The organism is Streptomyces sp. NPDC051664 (assembly GCF_044453545.1).
Classification (GTDB): domain Bacteria; phylum Actinomycetota; class Actinomycetes; order Streptomycetales; family Streptomycetaceae; genus Streptomyces.
In genome coordinates this window covers 601,121-619,207 of record NZ_JBITCU010000003.1, presented here as the reverse complement: position 1 = coordinate 619,207, position 18,087 = coordinate 601,121, and the positions used below count along the sequence as shown (strand labels likewise).

Annotated in this window: 17 protein-coding genes; 13 read left to right on the top strand and 4 right to left on the bottom strand. The window is 70.2% G+C overall.

Features of this window, described 5'->3' with window-relative positions; genetic code table 11:
- Window positions 1–164: 164 nt before the first annotated feature.
- The gene (locus tag ACIA8E_RS09085) at window positions 165–1,136 is read left to right on the top strand and encodes a helix-turn-helix transcriptional regulator (RefSeq protein WP_399296016.1); all 972 of its coding nucleotides are present in this window, start codon (window positions 165–167) and stop codon (window positions 1,134–1,136) included.
- A 61-nt stretch (window positions 1,137–1,197) separates the two neighbouring features.
- Entirely contained in the window at window positions 1,198–1,719 is a 522-nt protein-coding gene (locus tag ACIA8E_RS09080; RefSeq protein WP_399296059.1) for a DUF4240 domain-containing protein, read from the top strand.
- 56 nt (window positions 1,720–1,775) lie between these two features.
- On the opposite strand, the gene ACIA8E_RS09075 is transcribed toward ACIA8E_RS09080, so the two are convergent.
- The gene (locus ACIA8E_RS09075) at window positions 1,776–2,294 is read right to left on the bottom strand and encodes a GNAT family N-acetyltransferase (RefSeq protein ID WP_399296014.1); all 519 of its coding nucleotides are present in this window, start codon (window positions 2,292–2,294) and stop codon (window positions 1,776–1,778) included.
- A 127-nt stretch (window positions 2,295–2,421) separates the two neighbouring features.
- Between ACIA8E_RS09075 and ACIA8E_RS09070 the strand changes: the two genes are divergently transcribed.
- Window positions 2,422–3,321 (top strand): TIGR01777 family oxidoreductase, encoded by a 900-nt coding sequence (locus ACIA8E_RS09070; protein ID WP_399296012.1) that lies wholly within the window; start codon window positions 2,422–2,424, stop codon window positions 3,319–3,321.
- A gap of 170 nt (window positions 3,322–3,491) precedes the next feature.
- Window positions 3,492–4,808 (top strand): NAD(P)/FAD-dependent oxidoreductase, encoded by a 1,317-nt coding sequence (locus ACIA8E_RS09065; RefSeq protein WP_399296010.1) that lies wholly within the window; start codon window positions 3,492–3,494, stop codon window positions 4,806–4,808.
- A gap of 57 nt (window positions 4,809–4,865) precedes the next feature.
- On the opposite strand, the gene ACIA8E_RS09060 is transcribed toward ACIA8E_RS09065, so the two are convergent.
- On the bottom strand, window positions 4,866–6,560 hold the full coding sequence (locus ACIA8E_RS09060) for a regulator (RefSeq protein WP_399296008.1): 1,695 nt from the start codon (window positions 6,558–6,560) through the stop codon (window positions 4,866–4,868).
- A 267-nt stretch (window positions 6,561–6,827) separates the two neighbouring features.
- Here ACIA8E_RS09060 and lipB point away from each other — a divergent pair, with 267 nt between their 5' ends.
- The 4 genes from lipB to ACIA8E_RS09040 all read left to right on the top strand — a co-directional run bounded on the left by lipB (window position 6,828) and on the right by ACIA8E_RS09040 (window position 10,022).
- Window positions 6,828–7,625, top strand: coding sequence for a lipoyl(octanoyl) transferase LipB (gene lipB / locus ACIA8E_RS09055; protein WP_399296006.1), 798 nt, complete (start codon window positions 6,828–6,830; stop codon window positions 7,623–7,625).
- Between the two features lie 200 nt (window positions 7,626–7,825).
- A complete protein-coding gene (gene lipA, locus ACIA8E_RS09050) occupies window positions 7,826–8,791 on the top strand; it encodes a lipoyl synthase (RefSeq protein WP_399296004.1) in 966 nt (321 codons plus the stop codon).
- A 303-nt stretch (window positions 8,792–9,094) separates the two neighbouring features.
- The gene (locus ACIA8E_RS09045; protein WP_030970723.1) at window positions 9,095–9,295 is read left to right on the top strand and encodes a hypothetical protein; all 201 of its coding nucleotides are present in this window, start codon (window positions 9,095–9,097) and stop codon (window positions 9,293–9,295) included.
- Between the two features lie 19 nt (window positions 9,296–9,314).
- A complete protein-coding gene (locus ACIA8E_RS09040; protein ID WP_399296002.1) occupies window positions 9,315–10,022 on the top strand; it encodes a DUF4191 domain-containing protein in 708 nt (235 codons plus the stop codon).
- Between the two features lie 103 nt (window positions 10,023–10,125).
- Here ACIA8E_RS09040 and ACIA8E_RS09035 read toward each other — a convergent pair whose 3' ends face one another.
- Window positions 10,126–10,593: an RDD family protein gene (locus tag ACIA8E_RS09035; protein WP_399296000.1), complete on the bottom strand. Its 468-nt coding sequence runs from the start codon at window positions 10,591–10,593 to the stop codon at window positions 10,126–10,128.
- 275 nt (window positions 10,594–10,868) lie between these two features.
- Between ACIA8E_RS09035 and glnA the strand changes: the two genes are divergently transcribed.
- Complete coding sequence (glnA, locus tag ACIA8E_RS09030; RefSeq protein ID WP_030933685.1) at window positions 10,869–12,278, top strand: type I glutamate--ammonia ligase; 1,410 nt, start codon at window positions 10,869–10,871, stop codon at window positions 12,276–12,278.
- A 385-nt stretch (window positions 12,279–12,663) separates the two neighbouring features.
- On the opposite strand, the gene ACIA8E_RS09025 is transcribed toward glnA, so the two are convergent.
- A complete protein-coding gene (locus tag ACIA8E_RS09025) occupies window positions 12,664–14,172 on the bottom strand; it encodes an FAD-binding oxidoreductase (RefSeq protein ID WP_399295998.1) in 1,509 nt (502 codons plus the stop codon).
- 116 nt (window positions 14,173–14,288) lie between these two features.
- On the opposite strand from ACIA8E_RS09025, the gene ACIA8E_RS09020 reads away from it, so the two are divergent.
- The 4 genes from ACIA8E_RS09020 to ACIA8E_RS09005 all read left to right on the top strand — a co-directional run bounded on the left by ACIA8E_RS09020 (window position 14,289) and on the right by ACIA8E_RS09005 (window position 18,054).
- Window positions 14,289–14,492: a hypothetical protein gene (locus ACIA8E_RS09020; protein ID WP_399295996.1), complete on the top strand. Its 204-nt coding sequence runs from the start codon at window positions 14,289–14,291 to the stop codon at window positions 14,490–14,492.
- A 519-nt stretch (window positions 14,493–15,011) separates the two neighbouring features.
- Window positions 15,012–15,614 (top strand): TetR/AcrR family transcriptional regulator, encoded by a 603-nt coding sequence (locus ACIA8E_RS09015; RefSeq protein WP_399295994.1) that lies wholly within the window; start codon window positions 15,012–15,014, stop codon window positions 15,612–15,614.
- A gap of 116 nt (window positions 15,615–15,730) precedes the next feature.
- Window positions 15,731–16,654 carry a TauD/TfdA dioxygenase family protein gene (locus ACIA8E_RS09010; RefSeq protein WP_399295992.1) on the top strand — a complete coding sequence of 308 codons (924 nt, stop codon included), beginning with the start codon at window positions 15,731–15,733 and terminating at the stop codon, window positions 16,652–16,654.
- A 110-nt stretch (window positions 16,655–16,764) separates the two neighbouring features.
- Window positions 16,765–18,054: an MFS transporter gene (locus ACIA8E_RS09005; RefSeq protein WP_399295990.1), complete on the top strand. Its 1,290-nt coding sequence runs from the start codon at window positions 16,765–16,767 to the stop codon at window positions 18,052–18,054.
- Window positions 18,055–18,087 lie beyond the last annotated feature (33 nt).

Below are 18,087 nucleotides of genomic sequence, written 5' to 3'. Positions count from 1 at the left end.
CGCGCGGGGGGGGGGGGCGGGGTGGGGGGGGGGGGGGGGCCCGGCCCCCCCCCCCCCCCGCGCCCCCCCCCGGCCGGGGGCGCCCCCCCCCCCCCCCCCCCCCCCGGCGATCGAGGGCATCTCTGCAAGCCGGCCCCGCGATCGAGGCAAGGCACACTTGCCCCATGCGCGCTGCCCGGCTCATCAAGATGGTGCTGCTCCTCCAGTCCCGGCCCGCGATGACTGCCGCCGAGCTCGCCCGGGAGCTGGAGGTCTCCGAGCGGACCATCACCCGCGACGCCCAGGCGCTCTCCGAGGCGGGTGTTCCGGTGTACGCGGACCGGGGCCGGGCGGGCGGGTACCGGCTGGTCGGCGGGTACCGCACCCGGCTCACCGGCCTGGCCCGGAACGAGGCCGAGGCGCTCTTCCTGTCCGGCCTGCCGTCCGCGCTGCGTGAGATGGGGCTGGAGGATGCCGCATCGGCCGCCCGGCTCAAGGTGTCCGCCGCTCTGCTGCCCTCGCTCCGGGACGCCTCGGACACCGCCGCCCAGCGGTTCCATCTGGATGCGCCCGGCTGGTATCAGGAGCCCGTCACACCCGAGCTGCTGCCCGCCGTCGCGGAGGCCGTCTGGGACGACCGGATGGTCAAGGCCCGTTACCGGCGCGGCGGGCCGGGCAGCGAGGTCGAGCGGGAGCTGGCACCGTACGGGCTCGTTCTCAAGGCCGGGGTCTGGTATGTCTGCGCCCGGGCCGGGACCGACTTCCGGGTGTACCGGATCGACCGCTTCGCGGCGGTGGCCGTGACGGACGAACGGTTCGTCCGGGACGAGGACTTCGACCTGCCGGCGTTCTGGGACGAGCGGGCCGCGCAGTTCGCCCGGTCGATCCTGCGGACCGAGGTGACGGTACGGGTGTCGGAGGCGGGCGTAGGCCGATTGCCTCATCTCGTGGACCGTTCGGCCGCCCTCGATGCGCTGGACGCGGCCGGCCCGCCCGACGTCGACGGGTGGCGTACGGTCGTCCTGCCTGTCGAGTCGCTGGATGTCGCGTACAGCCAGCTGCTCTCCCTGGGACCGGAGTTGGAGGTGCTCGAACCGGCCGCTCTGCGGACCAGGTTCGGCGCTGCCGCCGAACGGCTGAGCGATCTTTATCGCTGAAGGCTTCTTTTCGGCGTCTCCGCGTGCATCGCCTGCCGCCAAGGCCGATGCTTGTCCCGTGATGGACGAGACGGAATTCTGGGAGATCATCGACAGCACCCGCGAGGCCGCCGAGGGTGACCCCGAGGAACATGCCGACCTGCTCGTCGAACGGCTGTTGCAGCTCGATCCCGAATCCGTGCTGGACTTCGCCCGGCACTTCGAGGCCCGCTTCAACCGCGCGTACCGCTGGGACGTATGGGGCGCCGCCGCCGTGCTGCTCGGCGGCGCGAGCGACGACGCGTTCGACTTCTTCCGCTGCTGGCTGATCGGCCAGGGCCGGGAGATCTTCGAGGCGGCGGTGCACGATCCGGACAGTCTCGCCGAACTCCTCGACGACTTCGACGATGAGATCGACGGGGACGCCGAGGACCTCGGCTACGCCGCCGACGAGGCGTACGAGCAGCTCACCGGCATCGTCACGCCGGATCTCGGCCTCCCGCCGCAGGCGCCCGAGCCGGAGGGCACCCCGTTCAGCTTCGAGGACGACGCGGCCCTGACCGCCCGCTTCCCGCTGCTCTGGGAGCGGTTCGGCGCCGGCTGACCCGTCCGTGCCGCCCCGTGGTGCGCGCGGTCCGGTACCGGGTCGGTCGGGATTCGTCAGGGAGTGAGCGAACGGCCCATCAGGACATCGTCCACGTAACGCCCGGCCAGGAAGAACTCGCCGGACAGCACGCCCTCGACGACGAACCCCTCCGACTCGTACAGCGCACGCGCGGGCGCGTTGTGCCCGAGCACCCGCAGCGTCATCCGGCTCGCGCCGTCGCCCCGTGCCGCGGCGAGCGCGGCCCGCAACAACCCCCTGGCGACACCGCGGCCGCGCGCCCAGTCGGCCACCGCCAGGCCCTGTATCTGGCGCACATGCGTGTTGCAGGCCAGCGCGGTCGGCGGGACGACCCTGATGTACCCGGCGATGCGCACCTCGCCCGCCGCGTCCTCCGCCTCGGCGACGAGCAGGTGTTCGGGCCGGCTGCGGTCGCTGAAGAACGGATCGTACGGCGGCTGCGGCCGCGACTGCACCGAGTGCAGGGTCGACCAGGTGGCCCGGTCGAGCTCCCCGAGTGCGGTGTCGTCGGAGCTGACGGCAGAGCGGACGGGGCAGGTGCGGAGTTCAGGCATGCGCACCACTGTGCCACGGCGCGCCCGGCCCCCTCATCGCATATCTGCCGGGCCCCGGGCCGACGGTCCGGGCGCGCCCGGCGGCACGGGCGAGGCGCCGCGTCCTCCCCTGCGGCAGGATGGATCCATGGTGAACTCCCGCATTGCTGTCACCGGATCCTCCGGACTCATCGGAACGGCGCTGGTGCGTTCGTTGCGGGTTGACGGACACGACGTCGTACGCCTGGTCCGGCGCCCGGCGCGGGCCGGGGACGAGGTCGAGTGGGACCCGAAGCGGGGTTACGTCGACGGGGCGGGCCTGGTCGGCTGCGACGCCGTCGTCCATCTCGCCGGTGCCGGGGTCGGCGACCACCGCTGGACGGAGGCGTACAAGCAGGAGATCCGGGACAGCCGGGTGCTGGGGACGGAAGCGATCGCGCAGGCGGTGGCCTCCCTCGACGTACCGCCGAAGGTCCTGCTGTCCGGGTCGGCGATCGGCTACTACGGCGACACCGGCGACCGCGCGGTCGACGAGAGCGCGCCGCACGGCGAGGGGTTCCTGCCGTCCGTGTGCGTGGAGTGGGAGGCGGCCGCGGCCCCGGCGGAGGAGGCGGGTGTACGGACGGTGTTCGCGCGCACAGGTCTGGTCGTCGGCCGGGAAGGCGGGGCCTGGGCCCGGCTGTTCCCGTTGTTCCGGGCAGGACTCGGCGGGCGGCTCGGCAACGGGCACCAGTACTGGAGCTTCATCGCGCTGCACGACCACATCGCCGCCCTGCGGCACATCCTCGATACGCCGTCGCTGTCGGGACCGGTGAATCTCACCGGGCCGGACCCCGTGACCAATGGTGAGGTGACGGCCGCGATGGGGCGGGCGCTGCGCCGCCCGACGCTGTTCGCCGTCCCGGCGCCCGCCCTCCGGGTCGCCCTGGGGGACTTCGCGGAGGATGTGCTGGGCAGTCAGCGGGTGCTGCCGAGAAGGCTGCTGGAGTCGGGATTCTCGTTCGCCTTCCCCGGCATCGACGCCTCGATCCGCGCGGCGCTGCGCTGACCACGACCGGGCGAATCACACGGATGTGCGACCCCGTGCAACGGTGCCCCGGGCCGCGCGCGACTGTGCCCGCACCGGTCCCCTCCTAGCCTCATCGCGAACTCGGGCATTCCGGGGGCCTGTTGGGGGCAAGACCCTCCCAGCAGTCGCGCCGACTCGGGGAGGGGCACGTGCTCAGCACGGCACACCACGCGGACGTCGTCATCATCGGGGCCGGGATCGCCGGCCTGTCAGCAGCTCATCAACTGACCAGTGCAGGGGTAAGCGTCAGCGTCCTGGAGGCCGGTCCACGGGCCGGCGGCCGGATGACCACCGAGGAAGTGGACGGATTCCGGCTCGACCACCTCGGCCCGCTTCTCAGCACCTCGTATCCGGAACTGCGCACGACGCCCGGCCTCGAAGGGCTCGTGCTGCGGAACTTCGCGCCGGGGGTGCTCGTCCACAGCGAGGGCCGCCAGTACCGGACCGGCGACGTGCGGCACACACGGAGCGCAAGGGGCGCACTCAAGGCGGCACGCGCCCTGGCGAGCGCCCCCCGGCCGCCGATGGGCGGGCCGATCGATCAGGCCCGGCTCGGCGCCGCCCTGGCCAGGCTCGCCACCACCCCGGCGTCCCGCATCCTGGCCCGGCCGGAACAGACCGCGCTCGCCGCCCTGTCCAGCCGCGGCCTGCCGTCCCGTACGGTCAACGGCTTTCTGCGCCCGCTGCTCACCGCGCTGCTCAGCGACCCCGGGCTCACCACGTCGAGCCGGTGCGCCGATCTCGTCCTGCGCGGCTACGCACGCGGCCGGCTGTGTGTACCGTCCGGCGGTTCGGCCACGCTGCCCGACCTGCTGGCGGCGGCGCTGCCACCCGGCACAGTACGGACCGGTGTGCATGTCACCTCTGCCGACATCACCTCCGTCCGCACCAAGGAGCACGGCGAACTGGGCTGCCGGTCCCTGCTGTTGGCCACCGGCGCGGGCGCTGCCGCCGAGCTGCTGCCCGGTCTGCGGGTGCCGTCCTTCCACCCGGTGACGGTCCTGCACCACACGGCTCCCGCTCCCCCGCCGACCGGCGCCGCGCTGCTGCTGGACGCCGACCGCGCGGGCCCGGTCGCGCACACCTGTGTGATGAGCGAGGTCGACCCGTCGCGCGCCCCGAACGGCCGGACTCTGATCACGTCGACGGTTCTCGGCACCCCGCCTCCGGATCTCGACCGCTCGGCCCGTGCCCATCTCGCCGCGCTGTACGGCACCTCCACGGACGACTGGGAGCTCCTGGCCGCCCACCACGATCCGGAGGCGGTCCCGGCGATGCCGCCCCCGCACGATCTGCGCCGCCCGGTGCGACTGCTCGCCGGGCTGTACGTCTGCGGCGACCACCGGGACACCAGCACGGTCCAGGGCGCCCTGTTCTCGGGCCGCCGCGCTGCACACGCCATCCTCGGCGATCTGGGCATCCGGTCCGGGAGCGACGTGGAGGCCGGGTTGCGCGAAGCGGCCTGATTCCGTCCGCCCGGATCCTGTCCCGGGGCCACCACCTGTTCCGATACCCGGAAGGAGTCAGCCGAGGGCCGCGACCCGCTCGCGGTAGCCGCGTACCGCCGCCGCGTCCCGGTACGGCTCAAGACGACCCTCGAACTCCTTCACGTACTCCGTCGCACGCACCGACCGCATCTCCGCCGCCTGTTGGGCCGCCTCCGCGCCGAGCAGGCACGCCTGGTCCAGCTCGCCGAGCCCGAGCCGGGCGGACGCCAGCACCACCCGGCAGAACAGCCTGCTCCGGGCGTACACCGGGGCGCGCAGCTGGAGCGAGCGCTCCGCATGCTGGGCGGCGGCCCGGTACTGCTGCAGATCACGGTGGCAGTGCCCGAACTCGTCGGCGAGCTGCGCCTCGTCGAAGTAGCGTCCCCACTGCGGTACGTCGTCGCCGGGCCGGGCGGCCTCCAGCGCGTGTTCCGCCCGCGCCAGCGAGGCCGCACACGTCCTGGCCTCACCGAGCACCCCGTGCCCGCGCGCCTCGACCGCGTGCAGCAGGGCCATGACGACGGGCGGCGCCGAGGAGCCGACGCCCTGCTGGGCCACGCGCGCCAGCTGGACGGCTTCCCTGCCGTGCCCGAGATACACCGCCTGCCGGCTCATGGTGATCAGGACATAGCTGCCGTACACCCGGTCCCCCGCTGCCTGTGCGAGCCGCAGCGCCTGGACGAAATAGCGCTGGGCGAGGCCGTGTGCCGCGATGTCGTACGAGGTCCAGCCCGCCAGCCGGGTCAGATCGGCGGCCGCCGAGAAGAGCCGCCGCCCGATCGCCTCCCCGTACGTCCCGCGGAGCATCGGCTCGGCCTCGTGCTCCAGATAGCGGACGAGCGCCTGGCGGGCGTGGCCACCGCCATAGGTGTGGTCGAGGGTGCGGAAGAGCTCCCCGACGGAACGCAGGGCGGCGACATCGCCGCTGCTGACCTTCTGGCCGGGGCCGCGGTCGGTCTGACGCTGCCGGGGGACGCCGGGTGCGCCTGATGCCGGGGATGCGGGGTGCCCCAGTGGTGCGGAAGACGGTGCGGGTGAGGAGGGCGGTCCGGAGGAGGGCCGGGCCGGTGCGGGCCCACGGGCGCCGGATCTGCCGCCGGGCCCCACGGCGCCGTTCTGCCCGTTCGCTCCATGTAATCCATGCCCACCATGCGTGCCGTGGGCACCACGGGTCCCGTTGAGCCCTGCCGCCCCGCGGGCCCCGCCGACCACGGACGCCCCCGGCGTCCCGCGCACCCCACCGGTCCCGCCGGTGGACGCAGCGGCCTCACCGTTCCCCCGGGCCACCCACTCGTCGGCCCGTCCGATCAGCCAGTCCCGGCTGGGCACCACGAGCCCGGCCGGGGTGAAGGCGATCTTCCGCAGCTCCGCATGACTGCCCGAGTCCTTCCGCCAGAGCCCGCTGACGATGTCCACCGCCTCGCCGGGAGTGGCGGCGAACTCCAGACCGGCATAGACGGGCGCGCATGCGTCGAGGCCCAGGTCCTGCGCCGAGAGCCGGCGCCCGAGCCGCCGGGTGAAGACCTCGGCGATCAGGGCAGGGGTGGTCCCGCGCGGCTGCTGGCCCCGCAGCCAGCGAGTCACGGACGTCTTGTCGTACCGCAGATCGAGACCGTGCTCGAGGCCGAGCTGGTCCACCCGGCGGGCGAGACCCGCGTTCGAGAATCCGGCTTCTGTGATGAGCGAGGCGAGCTGGCGGTTGGGGGTGCGCTGCGGAGGTCGTTCCGACATCAGCTGTACGGTCTCCTGCCTTCGGGGCCGGGCGGGCAGCCCTTATGGAACGGCGCGAATTTAGCGGGGCCCACGGCGGCCGAAGGCTCCTTCGCTTCACATTCATCCGATCGTGTGAGGATTGGGGGTGGCGCTGACGGGAAAGACCTGCCGGGCCGCCGCTCCCGGGGCGGTCGTACAGTGGCCCGGGGCGCGAATCACTGCATGGTGACGTGGCGCCGGGGATACCCTCCGGCTCCCGGCACCGCAAGTAGGAAGGCATCTGTCGTGAGTGAGCTTCAGTTCGTCCGGCTGGGATTCGGCGAGTCGGCCGTCGACTACCAGGAGGCATGGCAGAAGCAGCGCGAGGTGCACGCGGCCCGGTTCGAGGACGCGGTTCCCGACACGTGTCTACTGCTGGAGCACCCGCCCGTCTACACGGCCGGACGGCGTACCACCGACAGTGAGCGCCCGCTGGACGGCACTCCGGTCGTCGATGTGGACCGCGGCGGCAAGATCACCTGGCACGGCCCCGGGCAGCTCGTCGGCTATCCGATCCAGAAACTGCCGCGGCCGGTGGATGTCGTGGCACATGTCCGCCGACTGGAGGACGCGCTGATCCGCACGGCCGCCGAGTTCGGTCTGGAGACCACCCGGGTCGAGGGCCGCAGCGGGGTGTGGGTGCTGGGCGACCCGGTCGAGGAGCGTCCGGCGCTCGGCGGCCTGTCGCTCGACTTCGATCCGCGACTGCACGACGAGGAGTTCGACCCGCGGCTGAACGGCCCCGAGTACGCCCCGTCCAACGCCGGCCAGCGCCGCGAGGACCGCAAGCTGGCGGCGATCGGCATCCGGGTCGCCAAGGGTGTGACCATGCACGGCTTCGCACTGAATGTGAACCCGGACAACACCTGGTTCGACCGGATCGTGCCGTGCGGCATCCGCGACGCGGGCGTCACCTCGCTCGCGTACGAGCTGGGGCGCGACATCACGATCGCCGAGGTGCTCCCGGTAGCCGAGAAGCACCTCAAGGACGTCCTGGAGAACGCGGAACTCGCTCCACGCGAGATCGACCGTGCCTCGGCCTGATCCGCGGAACCCGGCCCCTGCGGCGTTCGAGGAGCGGGCCCGGGGTCAGAGCCCCCTGCCCGACGCCCACGGACCCGGCCGCTCCGGGAATGGCCCGGCCCGTCCCCTGGTTGCCCAGGGGTGAGGGCCACACCCCGACCGTACAAATAGCGGGCGTACCCTGGTGTTCGCCGAAGAATCGAAGTCGTAGGGAGCCGGACGTGTCCGCTGTCGCACCCGACGGGCGCAAGATGTTGCGCCTGGAGGTCCGGAACAGCCAGACCCCCATCGAGCGCAAGCCCGAGTGGATCAAAACCCGGGCGAAGATGGGCCCCGAGTACAACCAGCTGCAGAAGCTCGTGAAGAGCGAGGGTCTGCACACCGTGTGCCAGGAGGCCGGCTGCCCCAACATCTTCGAGTGCTGGGAGGACCGGGAGGCCACATTCCTCATCGGTGGCGACCAGTGCACCCGCCGCTGTGACTTCTGTCAGATCGACACGGGCAAGCCGCAGGCGCTGGACCGGGACGAACCCCGCCGCGTCGGCGAGTCGGTCGTCACGATGGACCTGAACTACGCCACCATCACCGGCGTCGCGCGCGACGACCTGGAGGACGGAGGCGCCTGGCTGTACGCGGAGACCGTGCGCCAGATCCACGCGCTGACGGCGGAGCGCGAGGCCGGCGCCACCAAGGTCGAGCTGCTGATCCCCGACTTCAACGCGGAGCCCGAGCAGCTCGCCGAGGTCTTCTCCTCGCGCCCCGAGGTGCTCGCCCACAACGTCGAGACGGTGCCGCGGATCTTCAAGCGGATCCGCCCCGGCTTCCGTTACGAGCGCTCGCTCGAGGTCATCACGCGGGCCCGCGAGGCGGGTCTGGTGACCAAGTCCAACCTCATCCTCGGCATGGGCGAGACCCGCGAGGAAGTGAGCGAGGCACTCCAGGATCTGTACGACGCCGGGTGCGAGCTCATCACGATCACGCAGTACCTGCGGCCCTCCGTGCGCCACCACCCGGTCGAGCGCTGGGTGAAGCCGCACGAGTTCGTGGAGCTCAAGGAGGAGGCCGACGAGATCGGCTACTCCGGTGTGATGTCCGGGCCGCTGGTCCGTTCCTCGTACCGCGCGGGCCGGCTTTTCCAGCAGGCGATCGAGCGCCGTGGCGCCGTCGCCCCGACGCCCGCGGTGTGAACCGGACCGTGTGAAACCGGGCACAAGAAGCTACCGAGCGGTAGTGGCTGAGACGACGCGGCCCATACGCTCCCCGCAGGTCGGGGACGCGTATGGGCCGCTTCGACGTGCGCGACGCCCATATCAAGGTTTCATTGGTGTTTGACCGACAGGTCATGCGCTGGTAACACCGAGCAGTGACCCTGGATTCACGCAGCGCAGTGGCTTTCACAGCTGCCGCCGTCGCTGCTCCCCGTGTCCAGCCGCGCAATCCGCTTCCGTAACAGACTCACTTCGCGCATCCGTTCCGAGGGGACTTCCACGATGCAGGCCGTGCCGGTACGCGCAACCGCCATCCCGTCCGTCACCGACGCTCTCCGTGCCGTCGAGTCGCTGCTGCTGAGCAGCGGCCAGCGCACAGCCCGGCGAAACGCCTGGACGGCGGTCCTCGAGGACCGCCGCCGGGCCAAGGACCGGGTCGAGACCGCATACGTACTGGAGGCCGTGGCCGACCATCGCTCCTAGGCCACGTAAACTTCAATACATGGCGAGGAAGGCAAACACTGACGGCGCGGACAGCGCCGAGAACGCGGGGCGGCTCAAGCAGATCGCCCTGACCTACAAGATGACCCGGCGGACCGACTCCAAAATCGGTCTTGTCGTCGCGGGTGTGGGAATCGTCACCTTCGGTGTCCTCCTCGCCGTCGGCTTCTTGATCGACCACCCGGTCTACCTGGGCATCCTGGGCTTCGTGCTGGCTCTCCTCGCGATGGCGATCGTCTTCGGACGGCGTGCCGAGCGGGCGGCCTTCGGGCAGATGGAGGGACAGCCGGGCGCTGCGGCGGCCGTGCTGGACCGCGTGGGCCGTGGCTGGACCACGACGCCCGCGGTCGCGATGAACCGCAGCCAGGACGTCATCCACCGGGCCGTCGGCAAGGCGGGCATCGTGCTCGTCGGCGAGGGCAACCCGAACCGGGTCAAGGTCCTGCTGGCGGCCGAGAAGAAGAAGATGGCCCGCATCGTCGTGGACGTACCGGTGCACGACATCATCGTCGGCAACGGCGAGGGCCAGGTGCCGCTGAAGAAGGTCCGCACCAAGATGCTGAAGCTGCCGCGAGTCCTGACCGGCCCGCAGGTGACGGCGGCCAACGACCGGCTCCGGGCCATGGGCGACCTGATGAGCAACATGCCGCTGCCGAAGGGCCCGATGCCGAAGGGTATGCGGATGCCGCGCGGCGGCAAGATGCGCTGACGCAGTCACCGCACAGGACACGACAAGAGGGCGGGTCCCGAACCACTCCGGTTCAGGGACCCGCCCTCTTCTGCTGCGTCACGTCCGCTCGGTCACATCACGCTCAGATCCGCACCTGCACCGCGCGGGCGAGCCGGTCGTGCAGCCCTCGGCCGTCGCGGTCCCAGACCAGAGCCGGGACCGCCAGGCACAGCAGCACGCTCCGCACGACCACCCGCCCGAGACCGAGCCGGCCACCGCCCTCGGCGACGACCCGGATGCCCAGGATGCGCTTGCCAGGCGTACAGCCGACGGTTCCGACGGTGAGCACACTCAGTACGAGGAAGATGCCGAGCGCCCAGTTTCCGGCCGCCTGCTGGTCACCGCGAGCGAACAGCCCGTATGCGATGAGCATGCAGAGCGCCCAGTCGATGAGGAGGGCGCCGAAGCGCCGGCCGAGCGGGGCGACGGACCCCGGGCCTTCCTCGGGCAGACCGAGCCGCTTGCCCCGGTACCCGAAGTCGACGCCCATTTCCTCGGCTGCCGCGCGCGGCCCGGAGAGCCACGATCCGATTGCTTGCCTATTGTCCACCCGACCACGGTACTGCGCCCGTCTCCGCGCCCTGCCGCCCGGGGCCCGAGCCCGCCCCGTGCCCCGGGCGTCGACACCGTCCCGGCCGGACCGTCACCGGACCCGGGTACGACGCCGAGATGCCACCCGCACCCGGCCCGGTTAACTTCGGCGAAACAAATGGGTCATGCTTGAGAAATCCGGTCTGCCTATGGTCGGGTCCAGCGTGTGCCACCGCACTGGCCGCACAACGAGCTGCAACCCCGCCCCTCCGGGTCGGGAGTAGGAGGAGTTGGATGTTCCAGAACGCCGACGACGTGAAGAAGTACATCGCCGACGAAGACGTCAAGTTCATCGATGTCCGGTTCTGTGACCTGCCCGGTGTGATGCAGCACTTCACCATCCCGGCAGCGGCCTTCGACCCGACCGAGGAACTGGCCTTCGACGGCTCGTCGATCCGCGGCTTCCAGGCCATCCACGAGTCCGACATGGCGCTCCGCGCGGACCTGTCGACCGCCCGTGTCGATCCCTTCCGCCGCGACAAGACCGTCAACATCAACTTCTTCATCCACGACCCGATCACCGGCGAGCAGTACAGCCGTGACCCGCGCAACGTGGCCAAGAAGGCCGAGGCGTACCTCGCCTCCACCGGCATCGCCGACACCGCGTACTTCGGTCCCGAGGCGGAGTTCTACGTCTTCGACAACGTCCGCTTCCAGACGTCGGCGAACGAGAGCTTCTACCACATCGACTCCGAGGCGGGTGCCTGGAACACCGGTTCGGAAGAGAACAACCGTGGTTACAAGGTCCGCTACAAGGGCGGCTACTTCCCGACCCCGCCGGTCGACCACTTCGCCGACCTGCGCGCCGAGATCTCCCTGGAGCTGGACAAGAACGGCCTCCAGGTCGAGCGCCAGCACCACGAGGTCGGCACCGCCGGCCAGGCCGAGATCAACTACAAGTTCAACACGCTGCTCGCCGCGGCCGACGACCTGATGCTCTTCAAGTACATCGTGAAGAACGTCGCCTGGCGCAACAACAAGACCGCGACCTTCATGCCGAAGCCGATCTTCGGCGACAACGGCTCGGGCATGCACGTCCATCAGTCCCTGTGGGCCGGCGGCGACCCGCTGTTCTACGACGAGCAGGGCTACGCGGGCCTCTCGGACATCGCCCGCTACTACATCGGCGGCATCCTCAAGCACGCCCCCTCGCTCCTGGCCTTCACGAACCCGACGGTGAACTCCTACCACCGCCTGGTCCCCGGCTTCGAGGCCCCGGTCAACATGGTCTACTCGCAGCGCAACCGCTCGGCCGCGATGCGTATCCCGATCACGGGCTCGAACCCGAAGGCCAAGCGCGTCGAGTTCCGCGCCCCGGACCCGTCGTCCAACCCGTACCTGGCCTTCTCGGCGCTGCTGATGGCCGGCCTCGACGGCGTGAAGAACAAGATCGAGCCGGCCGAGCCGATCGACAAGGACCTCTACGAGCTCGCTCCCGAGGAGCACGCGAACGTCCAGCAGGTCCCGACGTCGCTCCCGGCCGTCCTGGACGCGCTCGAGGCGGACCACGAGTACCTGCTCGCCGGTGGTGTCTTCACGTCCGACCTGATCGAGACGTGGATCGACTACAAGCGGACGCACGAGATCGCCCCGATCCAGCTGCGCCCGCACCCGCACGAGTTCGAGCTGTACTTCGACATCTAGGAACGCCGCAGGTCAGAGCGAGTCTTCGCTGGTCTGTGCCGTTTCTGGGCCGTCGGCCGTGTTCTTCCCTTCGCCGGAAGACGCGGTCGACGGCCTTTTCTGTGGGCCACGGCCCACGGCAACCCACAGGCCGGACCGAGGTGCGGCCCGTGGCACATGGAAGTCGCGTGGCTGACGCCGACGCGGGGTTGCCGGACACACAGGTGGCGGGTGCTCAGTCGGGGCACCCGCCATCGTGGCTGACTTTCAGTGGCTCAGGTCAGAACGGCGCTTCCGCTGACCGAACCGTGACAGGCGCACTCCCCAACTCGACGAAATGGGGGCACGGTCGGAGCCGCCCCCGCATGCCAGGCAGAGCCGACGAGTGCCTTCGGGCAGACATAGGTCACGCGCGCTCGTGCCATGACGCGGGCGGGATGCTCTGCTCGTACTGGAAGACGTTGTGCGGGTCGTACTTCGCCTTGATCTTGCGCAGCCGGTCGAAATTGGATCCCCAGTAGGCCGTTTCCCAATCCGCCATTCCGATGTTCGGCACGTTGACGTAGGCGCCGTTCACGTAGGGCCGCAGCGCCTGGCTGAACTCGGCGATCCATGCCTGGGCCTTCGGGGTGATCGCGTCGCCGCTGCCCTCTTGTCCACGAGTCCCCCAGCCGGCGCCGGGCTCGGAATAGAAAAGCGCGTCACGATGCGGGAACGCCGCGCCGCCGCGGGGCGCGCTCCTCCTGACCGCCCCGCCGAAGGCCTGGGTGAAGAAGTTGCTGTCGTCCGAAGGGGCGTCCTGCATGAATGAGGCGATCAGGCTGATCGCCTTGTTCGGGAACGGCTTGGTGGTGAACTGCGAGAAGAACTTCCAGTTCGCGGGCTCGTCCTGGGTCGGAATCTGGAATCCCGCATATACGTCGCCCCAGTTACCGACCTGCACCGAGACAGCGGGACTGCCGACAGCCAGGATCGGGGCCAGCAGCTCCTCCGCCTCTGCCGCCGACCCCTCCGCGAGAACCCCGAACAGCAGGATCTCGCCTCTGTGGATCTCGAGCTGGGTCCCGAGACGGTTGTCGGCCCTCGGTGCCGTACGCTGCCACGCGTCGAATACCCCGTGCAGGTCCCCGAGGCCGTCCCATGTCGCTTGCACATAAGCGACGCTCTTGAGCGGAGCAGCCTTGTAGGTGAGTGAGGTGACGATCCCGAAGTTGCCGTTTCCCGCCCCGCGGAGCGCCCAGAGGAGGTCCGAGTTGTTTTTCGAGTCCGCCCTGATCACCTTGGCGCAGTCGGCACCCGACGCGACGACGATCTCAGCCGCCATCAGGCTGTCGCAGGCCATGCCGAGGTAGCGGGTGAGGAAGCCGAAGCCGCCGCCGAGCGTCGCACCGGACAGGCCTACGCTGCCTTCCGTCCCGGTCGTCACCGCAAGGTCCTTCTCCGCGAGCGCGGTCACCGCTTCCAACTGGTTCAGCCCGGCGCCGACCGTCGCGATGCGAGAGGCGGTGTCGATGTGGGCCGACTTCAACTCGCTGACGTCGATCACGATGCCGTTGTCCACGTTCGACCAGCCCTCAAGGCTGTGGCCACCGCTCCGCACCCGCAGCGCAACGTCGTTCTGCCGCGCCCACGTGAGGGCGTTGACCACGTCCTGGGTCTCCTGGGCGTAGACGATGACCAGCGGATAGCGAACGAAGAGCTCGTCCCAGCCGAGGCTCGCACTCGCGTACCCGGGGTCGTCGGGACGGACGATGCGGCCGGTCAGATTCGCCGGCTTGCATCTCGCGCTCGTGGCCACTTCGGGCGCGGCGCTCGCGCCTGGGGCTTCTGCGGCCGCAATGCCCGGGAGGACGACCGCACCGGCGCCGGCGGCTGCCGTCACCTTGAGCAGTCCGCGACGAGAAAAATCGTACATGGTCCGTATCCTCTTCTCCCGGGGTACGCCAGTGTTCGGTTGAGGCAAACCTTGTCCGTGAGCCGGCGCGTCGAATTCTTTGTGGACATTTTCTGGGACCCGCAAAGTAACAGGGGGTGACCGTGGCCGCGTTGCCCGACACGCTAATCAAGGACGATGACGACATGCTGAAGACGGAGGTGCGTGAGGGCATGAATCAGACCGACCGAGCGGATTCGGCGGGGCTTGATAATCGTGTTGTCGGCGCGGTGTTCATTCTGCTGCGACTTCGCCGGTCATTACGTCCGTCGGCGACGGCGTCGAGTTCGGCTCGGGCGTGACTGGGGAGGTCGGCACCGTTCGGAAATTGCCGCCTGAGCAGGCCCTTGGCGCCTAGTCGCTGCCACGGCTTCAGGGCGAGTGGGGGGCCGCAGAATTACACTTCGATCCCGGTTTTTACCGTGAAGTGTGTGCGCGGTCATTTCTTTGCCTGGCCCCAAGTGATGCTCATGCGTAAAACTCGGGAGGTGTTTCCATCTTCTTAACCTGAATCCGCTGACTTGATGTCCGTGGATAATCCTTCCGGGCATTACCCTGCCCCATGCACAGGATGGTCCAACCGCGTTGGGAAAGGAAACGCTGCTCAGCATTCCTCACTGCTCCCGGTCGTTGTCCAGGGCCTTGTGCAGCGAGTGTGCACCGGACCGGCCCGGGCGTCCTCAGAGGTGAAATGCCGAGCCGACGCATCAGCTGGCGCGTGATGGTGACGGTGGTCTCGACGACCTTGTCCGGGTTCGAGCTGCAGGCGAGGTAGATGGTCCGCCTGGTTCGCGTGCGGGGCGAAATCATAGGGTCGGGGCATGGTCGAAAAGCAGACTCGGGACGCAGCACGAGGGCCGGGGCGCCCCCGGGAGGAACGGGTCACCCACGCGGTGCTCGACGCGGTGCTCGCGCTCGTCGCGGAGCAGGGGATGAACGCGCTCACGATGGACGCCGTGGCCGTGCGGGCCGAGGTGAGCAAGCCGGCCATCTACCGGCGCTGGCCCACCAAACAGGACCTGATCATCGCGGCCGCCGAGTCGCGCATCGGCCCCCTGTCCATTCCGGATCTGGGGGACTTCCGCGCCGAGCTGCGGGTCGTGCTCACCGCTCGTGTCGAGGTGTACCGGACGCCCGGGATGGACCGTCTGATCGCAGAGGTTTTCAGCGCTGCGGCCGACGCGGGAGCCGGACGCAGCGCGTACCGGGCGTACATCAACCGGGTCATGGGCGAGACCGGGCGCATCCTGGAGCGCGGCATCGTACGCGGGGATGTGCGGCCGGACACCGACGTCCGGGCCGCCGCCACCATGGTGGCGGCGCCGTTGGTGTTCCGTCTGGTGGCGGAGCAGGAGCTACCGGACAGCCGTCTGGTGGAGTCGGTGGTCGAGCTCGTCGGCCGCGCCGTCGGGGTGCAGGGCTGACCGGGAGCCGGATCTCTCCGCGGTCATGAAATTGGTGGACGAAGACCCTTGCCATGGCATGCCCCAATATCGATACTCGCGGTATCGAATTAATCCTCACCGTGGAGGAAGCACCCATGGCCGCAGACGTCGCCACCCCCAAGCCCGCCCTCGACAAGCCCCTGATGCACTACGGGCGCCGCGTTCTGGAGCGCACTGCTCCGGGCAGCACCGAGACGAAGTACCGGATTCTGGGCATCTGTCCGCTCACCCCCCACATCGGTGCCGAGATCAGCGGTGTCGACCTCTCGCAGCCGATCGGTGACGACCTCGCCGAGGAGCTGCGGAAGGCACTGCTGGAGTGGAAGGTGATCTTCTTCCGTGACCAGCCCCGCTTCGCTTCCGAGCACCACGTCGCGCTCGCAGCGGTGTGGGGCGAGCCCGAGGTGAACCCGTTCTTCCCCAAGGGCGAAACCGTCGGTGTCTCCCGGCTGGCCAAGGACGCCATGACCGTCGGCAGCGAGAACATCTGGCACAGCGACCACTCCTTCATGGCCGCGCCCGCCCTGGGTTCCGTACTGCGCGCCGTCGAGGTGCCGACGGCCGGCGGCGACACGATGTGGGCGGACATGGCGGTCGCCTACGACAACCTCTCCGAGTCGATGAAGGCCCGGATCGACGGACTCACGGCGGTGCACGACTGGGTGCCCAGCTGGGGATCGCTGATGACCGAGGAGCAGGTCGCCCGGTTCCGGGAGACGCTGCCGCCCGTGGAGCACCCGGTGGTCGTCCGCCACCCGCAGTCCGGACGCAAGGTGCTCTACGTCAACGAGCCCTTCACCACGCGGATCGTCGGCCTGTCCGACACCGAGAGCCGCGAGCTGCTCGACGAGCTCGTTCTCCAGGCCCGTATCCCCGAGTTCCAGGTGCGTTTCCACTGGCAGCCGGACTCCGTCGCGATCTGGGACAACATCGCGGTCCAGCACTACGCGATCAACGACTACTACCCGCAGCGGCGTGTCATGGAGCGGATCGCCATCGCGGGAGTCCCGCTCTCCTGAGGCCCCGTGCGCCGTGACCCGCCCCGGCGGGCCCGCTCACGGGCCGCGGCGCCGCCCCGCCTCCTCTCGTGTCCATCCCCTCGTCAGCGCCCCTTTTCCGGAGGACCCCCGTGACCGCCGCCGACACCGCACCCAGAAAGACCGAGCCCCCGACGGGTCGCAGCTCCAGCGCCCGCGCCTGGATCGTCACCGGCCTGCTCGTGGTCTTCATGATGGTCAACTTCGCGGACAAGTCCGTGTTCGGTCTCGCCGCCGACGAGATCCGTGCGGACATGGGTCTGTCCGCCACCGAGTTCGGGCTCGCCAACAGCGCCTTCTTCCTGCTGTTCTCGGTGGCTGCAGCCACCGTGGGTCTGCTGTCCGACCGGGTGCGGCCGAAGTGGCTGCTGCTCACCATGGCGGTGCTCTGGTCGGTGGCGCAGACGCCCGCGGCCCTGGGCGGCGGCCTGGCCGTACTGATCGGCTCACGGATCCTGCTGGGCGCGGCGGAAGGTCCCGCCTTCCCCATCGCCCAGCAGGCCGCACTGTCCTGGTTCCCCAACCACCGGCGCAACCTCCCCGGGGCGCTGGTCACCCTCGGCGTCACCCTCGGCGTGGTCACCGCCGCCCCCGGCCTGACCTGGGTCATCCACCACCACGGCTGGCGCGCCGCCCTCTGGGTGGTCGCGGCCGCCGGTGCGCTGTGGGCCGTGCTGTGGGCGGTGCTCGGTGCCGACGGCACTTACCGCACCGACACCGCGGATACACCGTCCGTCGAGTCCGCGGCGAAGCCCGCCTACCGTCGGATCTTCGGCAGCCGTACCTGGATCGGCACCACCGCTGCGTACTTCACCAGCTACTGGTGCGTGGCGCTGATGCTCGTCTGGATGCCCTCCTACCTGCGCAACGGTCTCGGCCACTCCGCCGCCGCCTCCGGAAAGCTCGTCGCCCTGCCCTGGGCCATGGGCGCCCTGGTGCTGCTCGGCCAGGCGGCGCTCACCGGCTGGCTCATGCGCCGCGGAGTCAGCAGTCGCTGGGCGCGTGGCCGGGTCGGCGGCAGCCTGCTGCTGCTCGGTGCGGCCGCCTGCCTGGCCCTGCCTCTGGTGGACGGTGCCGGGGCGAAGACCGCGCTGCTGGTGGTGGGCTTCGGCCTGGGCGGAGCGTTCCCGACCGTCGCGGTCACCACCGTCGCCGAGCTGGCCCCGCCCGCTCGGCGTGGTGGCGCCCTCGGCACGATGAACGCCACCGTGACCACCGCGGGCCTCATCGCCCCCGCCGTCGTCGGATCTCTGGTCGACAGCCACGGCGCGGCGGGATACCAGACCGCCGTCGTGCTCTCGGGCGCCTTGCTGCTGCTGGGCGCGCTCGCCGCCTTCACCCTGATCGATCCGGCTCGCGACGCCGCTCGTCCGGACGCCTGATCCGCCGCGACCCGCCCGACCACCCCTGCTGCC

What these genes read in the sequence shown, in the direction of transcription:
- ACIA8E_RS09085 (WP_399296016.1), top strand. Translation starts at nt 165, where the DNA reads ATGCGCGCTGCCCGGCTCATCAAGATGGTGCTGCTCCTCCAGTCCCGG.
- ACIA8E_RS09080 (WP_399296059.1), top strand. Translation starts at nt 1,198, where the DNA reads ATGGACGAGACGGAATTCTGGGAGATCATCGACAGCACCCGCGAGGCC.
- ACIA8E_RS09075 (WP_399296014.1), bottom strand. Translation starts at nt 2,294, where the DNA reads ATGCCTGAACTCCGCACCTGCCCCGTCCGCTCTGCCGTCAGCTCCGAC.
- ACIA8E_RS09070 (WP_399296012.1), top strand. Translation starts at nt 2,422, where the DNA reads ATGGTGAACTCCCGCATTGCTGTCACCGGATCCTCCGGACTCATCGGA.
- ACIA8E_RS09060 (WP_399296008.1), bottom strand. Translation starts at nt 6,560, where the DNA reads ATGTCGGAACGACCTCCGCAGCGCACCCCCAACCGCCAGCTCGCCTCG.
- ACIA8E_RS09045 (WP_030970723.1), top strand. Translation starts at nt 9,095, where the DNA reads ATGCAGGCCGTGCCGGTACGCGCAACCGCCATCCCGTCCGTCACCGAC.
- ACIA8E_RS09040 (WP_399296002.1), top strand. Translation starts at nt 9,315, where the DNA reads ATGGCGAGGAAGGCAAACACTGACGGCGCGGACAGCGCCGAGAACGCG.
- glnA (WP_030933685.1), top strand. Translation starts at nt 10,869, where the DNA reads ATGTTCCAGAACGCCGACGACGTGAAGAAGTACATCGCCGACGAAGAC.
- ACIA8E_RS09025 (WP_399295998.1), bottom strand. Translation starts at nt 14,172, where the DNA reads ATGTACGATTTTTCTCGTCGCGGACTGCTCAAGGTGACGGCAGCCGCC.
- ACIA8E_RS09015 (WP_399295994.1), top strand. Translation starts at nt 15,012, where the DNA reads ATGGTCGAAAAGCAGACTCGGGACGCAGCACGAGGGCCGGGGCGCCCC.
- ACIA8E_RS09010 (WP_399295992.1), top strand. Translation starts at nt 15,731, where the DNA reads ATGGCCGCAGACGTCGCCACCCCCAAGCCCGCCCTCGACAAGCCCCTG.